General features: G+C 41.8%; 6 protein-coding genes. 2 read left to right on the forward strand and 4 right to left on the reverse strand.

The window, feature by feature from the left end; translation table 11 throughout:
* Positions 1 to 331 precede the first annotated feature (331 nt).
* Both H5185_RS20890 and H5185_RS20895 read left to right on the forward strand, forming a co-directional pair.
* Positions 332 to 877, forward strand: coding sequence for a gamma carbonic anhydrase family protein (locus H5185_RS20890; protein WP_182743063.1), 546 nt, complete (start codon positions 332 to 334; stop codon positions 875 to 877).
* A gap of 285 nt (positions 878 to 1,162) precedes the next feature.
* Entirely contained in the window at positions 1,163 to 2,419 is a 1,257-nt protein-coding gene (locus H5185_RS20895) for a sensor domain-containing diguanylate cyclase (protein WP_310741692.1), read from the forward strand.
* 5 nt (positions 2,420 to 2,424) lie between these two features.
* Here H5185_RS20895 and H5185_RS20900 read toward each other — a convergent pair whose 3' ends face one another.
* The 4 genes from H5185_RS20900 to H5185_RS20915 all read right to left on the reverse strand — a co-directional run.
* Positions 2,425 to 2,685 (reverse strand): DUF1488 domain-containing protein, encoded by a 261-nt coding sequence (locus H5185_RS20900; protein ID WP_182698809.1) that lies wholly within the window; start codon positions 2,683 to 2,685, stop codon positions 2,425 to 2,427.
* Positions 2,685 to 3,518, reverse strand: coding sequence for a shikimate dehydrogenase (aroE, locus tag H5185_RS20905; protein WP_182698810.1), 834 nt, complete (start codon positions 3,516 to 3,518; stop codon positions 2,685 to 2,687). The genes H5185_RS20900 and aroE overlap by 1 nt, the downstream gene beginning before the upstream one ends.
* 56 nt (positions 3,519 to 3,574) lie before the next feature.
* Entirely contained in the window at positions 3,575 to 4,834 is a 1,260-nt protein-coding gene (locus tag H5185_RS20910; RefSeq protein ID WP_182743065.1) for an amidohydrolase family protein, read from the reverse strand.
* An 11-nt stretch (positions 4,835 to 4,845) separates the two neighbouring features.
* Positions 4,846 to 5,862, reverse strand: a 1,017-nt coding sequence (locus H5185_RS20915) for an amidohydrolase family protein (RefSeq protein WP_182743067.1), incomplete at its 5' end; no start/stop codon positions are given.

Genomic DNA, 5,862 nt, shown 5'->3' on the forward strand with positions numbered 1-5,862 from the left:
CGTGATGTCGATTTTTCAGACATCGCCGTAAGACGCTAGGTCGTTGGCTTGGGGTGCGTATTCTACGCTTTCCCGTGTCGGCGTCAAGTGTTTTTTCAAACTTTCTTTTCGCCTTGAATCCAGTGATATGAACCACTTAACTCAACCTAACTCGGTAACCGCTTTCGCTGTCTGCCGTGTCAGTGGATGCGCATTATAGGCACCACAAGATTTTGTGCAAGGCCTTTTTTGAGGTTATTTGTTATTTTCGGCTTGTTTGCGGATAATTTAGCCTGACCAGCTAGTTTTTAAGCATTATACTGTCACAAACCATGAATATATAAGGATTGTTATGTCTACTAATGTAAGAACTTACCAAGGAATTCACCCCAATTTGGCTGATAACGTCTATGTTGATGAGTCTGCGGTACTTGTGGGCGATATAAAACTAGACCATGACGCAAGTATTTGGCCATTAGTTGCCGCCCGTGGTGATGTGAATAAAATCCGCATTGGTAAACGCAGTAATGTTCAAGATGGCAGTATATTGCATGTCACGCGTAAATCGCCTTCTAACCCTGAAGGAAATCCCTTGATTATTGGTGACGATGTGACTATTGGTCATAAGGCAATGTTGCATGGCTGCAAGATTGGTCATCGTGTATTAATAGGAATGGGTGCGATCTTACTTGATGGGGCCATAGTAGAAGATGACGTGATTGTTGGAGCGGGTTCATTAGTACCACCCAATAAAGTTTTGCAGAGTGGTTATTTGTATGTTGGCAGTCCTTGTAAACAAGTTCGTCCTTTAGCTGACGCAGAACGAGCCTTCTTGCCAATGTCTGCAGATAACTATGTTCGTTTAAAAAATGAATACTTAGTGGATTTACAGCAATAGAGAAACGCCATGTAAGCGATATAGATCTGTATGAAGTTGGTCTATATCGTTTTAAGTTTTGTCTAAATGAGTTATTCAACACATTTATATTATTGGCTTAACCACTATAGTGATGAACAAGATAGAGAGTTATTAACACATACAGTATGATTTATACTGCCATTATCGTACGAATGCTGATCACTAGGGTTAAATTAGTAGAGGCGACAACTTAACTTAATATAAAACTGACACGATGTTTAATCGTTAAGTCGTTTTAGCTATTTATAACCCAGGATGTTTGAAGTGAATACCAGAGGTCTGATTAATAATAAACACATCGCCTATGTCGATTTTACCAGTCACCTACTGTTGCTTGCAGTACCTTTATCGCTATTTATTATTATCTTCACATTCGCCATACCTAATAATTCGTTCTTTTATCTATCTCTATTCCTTGTTTGTGCTGTTTACACACTGAGTTATGGCATCGCTTATCACATTCATAAACAGAATATTTTGCGGCTTTGGCAGCATTTAGAGCAAGTTATCCATATTAACGACACTACTTATGAGTTAGTTAATTTATCGAGCCAATACAATTCTGAAAATGCCTTCTTAGACGCCCTACTACAAAAAGCGGTTATTGCTATAGATGATGCCGAAATGGGCAGTATGATTTTGGTTGATAAGAACACCAGTAGATTACAATTTGAATCGGTTGTGGGTTTAGATTTAGAGGCTTTGCGAAAAATAAATTTTACTTTAGAGGAAACCTTTCAATTTCGAAGCACGAATGGGCGCTGTGATAAAGCCGTTGTGATTAACAATATGAAAAACATCAATGCTAAAAGTACTCTCACTAGCGATGATCAACACGCACTCTTACATGCTTCAACAAAGCCGATTTGCTCAACCTTATCGAGCCCTATACGCATTGACGGTAAACTTTATGGAATGATGAATTTAGACAGTAGCAAGATGGAAGCCTTTGGTGATTATGATATAAATCTGGTTAATATTCTTACATCAGAAGCAGCTAACGCAATTTCACTGTATCAGAAGTCTAAAAAAATCGAAATCATGGCAGATTATGATGGACTAACTGAGCTGTATAACCGGAAGAAATTTGATAGCGCGATTTTACAATGGCAACATGAGCCAGACTTAGCCAGCTACATTATTATTTTAGATATGGATAATTTAAAGCCGCTAAATGACCAACATGGACATCAGGCGGGTGACGATGCATTAAAAGCCTTTGCGCAATCATTAAAAAAGCTATGGCACTCTGAATTTTTGCTTGCTCGTTATGGTGGCGATGAATTTGTTGCATTATGCCGTGGCCCTATAGAAACCATCGAAAAACAAATCAGCCAACTGCAACAAGACTTAGCGGCTTTATCGCCGGGAATTCACTTTAGTTTCGGGATTGCGCACTATGTTCAAGATTGGGCAAGCGCCTTTAAGCAGGCGGATAACAATATGTACATCCAGAAAGGTCTCAAAAAAAGGCCGGCTGCGGAAGGTTGCGCAACTAACAAGATAAATCATACTCATTAGGCACCTCAACACACCACTATAATCTCACCGCTGTCGTTAAAAGCTTCTTGTTCAATAAGACTTTCCGCTTTGTCTTCTAAATCAAAACGGCATTGCTCAAATAAACCGGCGGCATTATGTTGACTTACGTCTTGATGATCACAGAGCTTGCTGATAATACCGAAGCTAGCAAAACAGTTAATATTCATGCCCTGCAGCTGCGCAATGAACCTTACTTGATTCGTTTCAATAAACAGCTGATCGGAAAAAATTACGCTTTGATTCATTAATCAGCTACCTTTTGCATCATTGATTCTCGTAGTTGTCGCATAACTGAAGCGGTTTCAGGAACGACACCACGCCATAGGCTAAAACTCTTTGCAGCTTGGCCGACTAACATACCTAAACCATCAGCAGTTTTATGGGCATGTAGATCTTGAGCCCACTGGTTAAATACAGTGGTTTGGCGGCTATAAGTCATGTCATAACAATCAGTGGTTTCATCAACAATAACACTCGGAAGAGCAATTAACTGCCCCGATAAACCAGCTGAAGTTGAATTAATCACTAAATCAAATGGAGATTTGAGGTCATCAATGGGTTTAGCAAAAAAATTACCATATTCATTAAATAAACTTTGAAGCTGCACTGCTTTTTCGTGGGTCCGGTTACAAATAACGAGCTGAGCCACATTGTGCTGTAAAATAGGCAAAATGCAGCCTCTTGCCGCGCCACCAGCACCCACCAGTAACACTCGTTTACCTTTTAAGGAGCCAAACAGCATTTCGAGGTCATTAACCAAACCAATGCCGTCAGTATTATCACCACCAATTCTGCCATCGGGCAAATTAAACAAGGTATTGACTGCGCCCGCGAGTTTAGCCATCTCACTGAGCTCGTCGCACATGGCAAACGCCTGCTCTTTAAAAGGCGCAGTAACATTGGCACCTTTACCACCATCGGCAAAGAATGCCGTTAACCAAGAGTCAAATTGATCGACCGGTGCGAGAATAGCTTCATAGCTTAAGTCTTGCTGAGTTTGCTTGGCAAACTCAGTATGTATAAATGGTGACTTACTTTGGGCTATTGGGTTACCAAATACAGCATACTTATCTGTCATTCGCTTTGTCTCTTCATTAACGATTTAGGGAAACGTCCCACGTAAATCGTGAGATGTTATCGGCTATAGGCTTCAGGCATTGCCGTTTTATGCAAATAGCGGTCACGAAGCTTGTCTTGACGACTGTCTGTGCTTTGCTCCTCTCCTGCAATCCACATCTTTTGCACCTTACTGCTAAACTCGAACGGATCGCCGCTCCATAACACTAAATCTGCAGACTTGCCGACCGCAATCCGCCCAGAGTCTAAATGAAAAATATCAGCCACATTTGCCGTCACAGCAGCAAGGGCATCATCATAATTCATCCCGTTAGCAACCGCATTACCAGCACTAAAACGTAGTGCGTAAATACCATGACTATCACCAGGTAATGCAATGGCTACTTTGACACCCGCGTTTGCTAGTTTACCCGCATTTTCGAGTGAATTATGCAATGCATCGAAACTTTCTGGTAAGTTACGCATGCTATCAATAACCACGGGAATGTTGGCTTGCGCTAGCTTATCAGCCACTAATACAGCATCTGCAGCATTGACCAGGATAAGATCTATGCCTAAGTCTTGTTTAAGTTTAATTAAATGCAAAATATCGCTGGCACGGTCGACGTCGATAATTAATGGTTTTTCACCCGCGAGTACCGCGTGAATAATCTCATCTTCACGACTTGGCACTTCGCTATCATCTTCAGCAGTTTTTTTCGTTTTACTCTTTTTGGCTTGCGCTTTTTTAGCATCTTCAAGTTTATGGATCAATTGCTGCATTCCTGCTGCACGAGAGCCTTCTTCTTTAGCACCTAATGCAACAACTAATCCGGTGTTAGCGGCCAGTATACTGTCCCAATCACCACTTAAGTCTACGGTAAATGTTTGTCCTGCAAAAATGCCTTCGCCACCACCTGACGACACTACATTACGAGTTATCCCGCCTTTGCGAGCAAATGGCACTGTAGATGCCTTGGGGTTGTAAGCTAAACTAGGATCGAAAACAACATCAGCTTCTTTTTCGTAAGCATCACGTGAAGATGCTACCGCACCAATTTCCACTAAGCCCAAATCATTCATGCTAGCGATAAAACCAGGTGTTAAAATTGCACCCTTGGCATCGATAATGGTGTCAGCAGTCGGTAATAGAGGATTAATAGCCACAATTTTACCGTCTTCAATCACAACCGAAGCATCTTTTAATACACCTTGTTCGGTGGCGGTATGCACGGTGGCATGAATAATGGCAATAGTTTCAGCCTTAACAGCGCTAGTCACTAAAGCAAGACTCATTGATAAACTCAAAGCAAGCGCAGATTTGTTAAATAATGTCATTGTCTTGCTCCTTATTCCTGACCTAACATAAAGTCACTTTGTGCCTGATAGGCAGGGTCTTGGCGGTCATACACTTTTGCACCATCAATAAATACCTGTTCAGCTTGAGCGTATACGCTAAACGGATTGGTATTCCATACAACCACATCTGCATTTTTACCCTTTTCGAGTGAACCAGTCTTATCGCTAATACCCAATGATTTTGCTGCGTTAGCAGTAATCCAGCCAATCACGTGCTCAGCTTTTAAGTTAAAGCCGTTAGCATTTGCGTTATGCATGATTTTTGCTGTTTCTTGATTAAGGCGCTGTATGGTTACGCCAGAGTCTGAGTGCACGACAGCACAAGAGTTTTTAACCGCATCGACCATAGCAACATTTTCAAGCACCATGTCGTATGCTTCGAGTTTAAAGCCCCACCAATCTGGCCACATAGCAGCACAGTTACCATTCTCAGCAAGTAAATCGGCAATTTTATAAGCTTCTACTGCATGATGGAATGTACCGGCGTGATAACCGAACTCCTTACCTAGGTCGATCATCATTGCCATTTCTTCAGCTTTGTAACAATGGTTGTGAATTAAAATATCACCTTCAAGCACACCTTTTAGAGTGTCTTTCATTAAGTCGCGCTCTGGTGCTACAGGGTTCTTACCTGCGGCATAGTCAGCATCATATTTATCCCAAGCACGTTTGTATTCTGTTGCTTGAATAAACGCTGTACGGTACCCCGCCATATTACCCATACGAGTCATAGGTAATTCGTTACGGCTACCATATAAAGATTTAGGATTTTCACCACAGGCCATTTTCAATCCATAAGGCGCGGCTGGAAACTTCATCGCTTGCATGGTTGTCGCGGGAACATTTTTGAGTGTCACCCCACGCCCCCCAATTAGGTTAGCCGAACCCGGTAAAATTTGTAGCGTAGTGATACCACCTTCTCGGGCACGATTAAACCCAGGGTCTTGTGGCCAAACACTATGTTCAGCCCATACTTCAGCGGTAACAGGATTTGTCATTTCGTTGCC

Origin of the sequence: Shewanella sp. SG44-6 (genome assembly GCF_014164185.1) — a bacterium.
GTDB lineage: Bacteria > Pseudomonadota > Gammaproteobacteria > Enterobacterales > Shewanellaceae > Shewanella > Shewanella vesiculosa.

Coding starts and splice junctions, on each gene's coding strand:
- H5185_RS20910 (WP_182743065.1), bottom strand. CDS start 4,834: ATGACATTATTTAACAAATCTGCGCTTGCTTTGAGTTTATCAATGAGT.
- H5185_RS20890 (WP_182743063.1), top strand. CDS start 332: ATGTCTACTAATGTAAGAACTTACCAAGGAATTCACCCCAATTTGGCT.
- aroE (WP_182698810.1), bottom strand. CDS start 3,518: ATGACAGATAAGTATGCTGTATTTGGTAACCCAATAGCCCAAAGTAAG.
- H5185_RS20900 (WP_182698809.1), bottom strand. CDS start 2,685: ATGAATCAAAGCGTAATTTTTTCCGATCAGCTGTTTATTGAAACGAAT.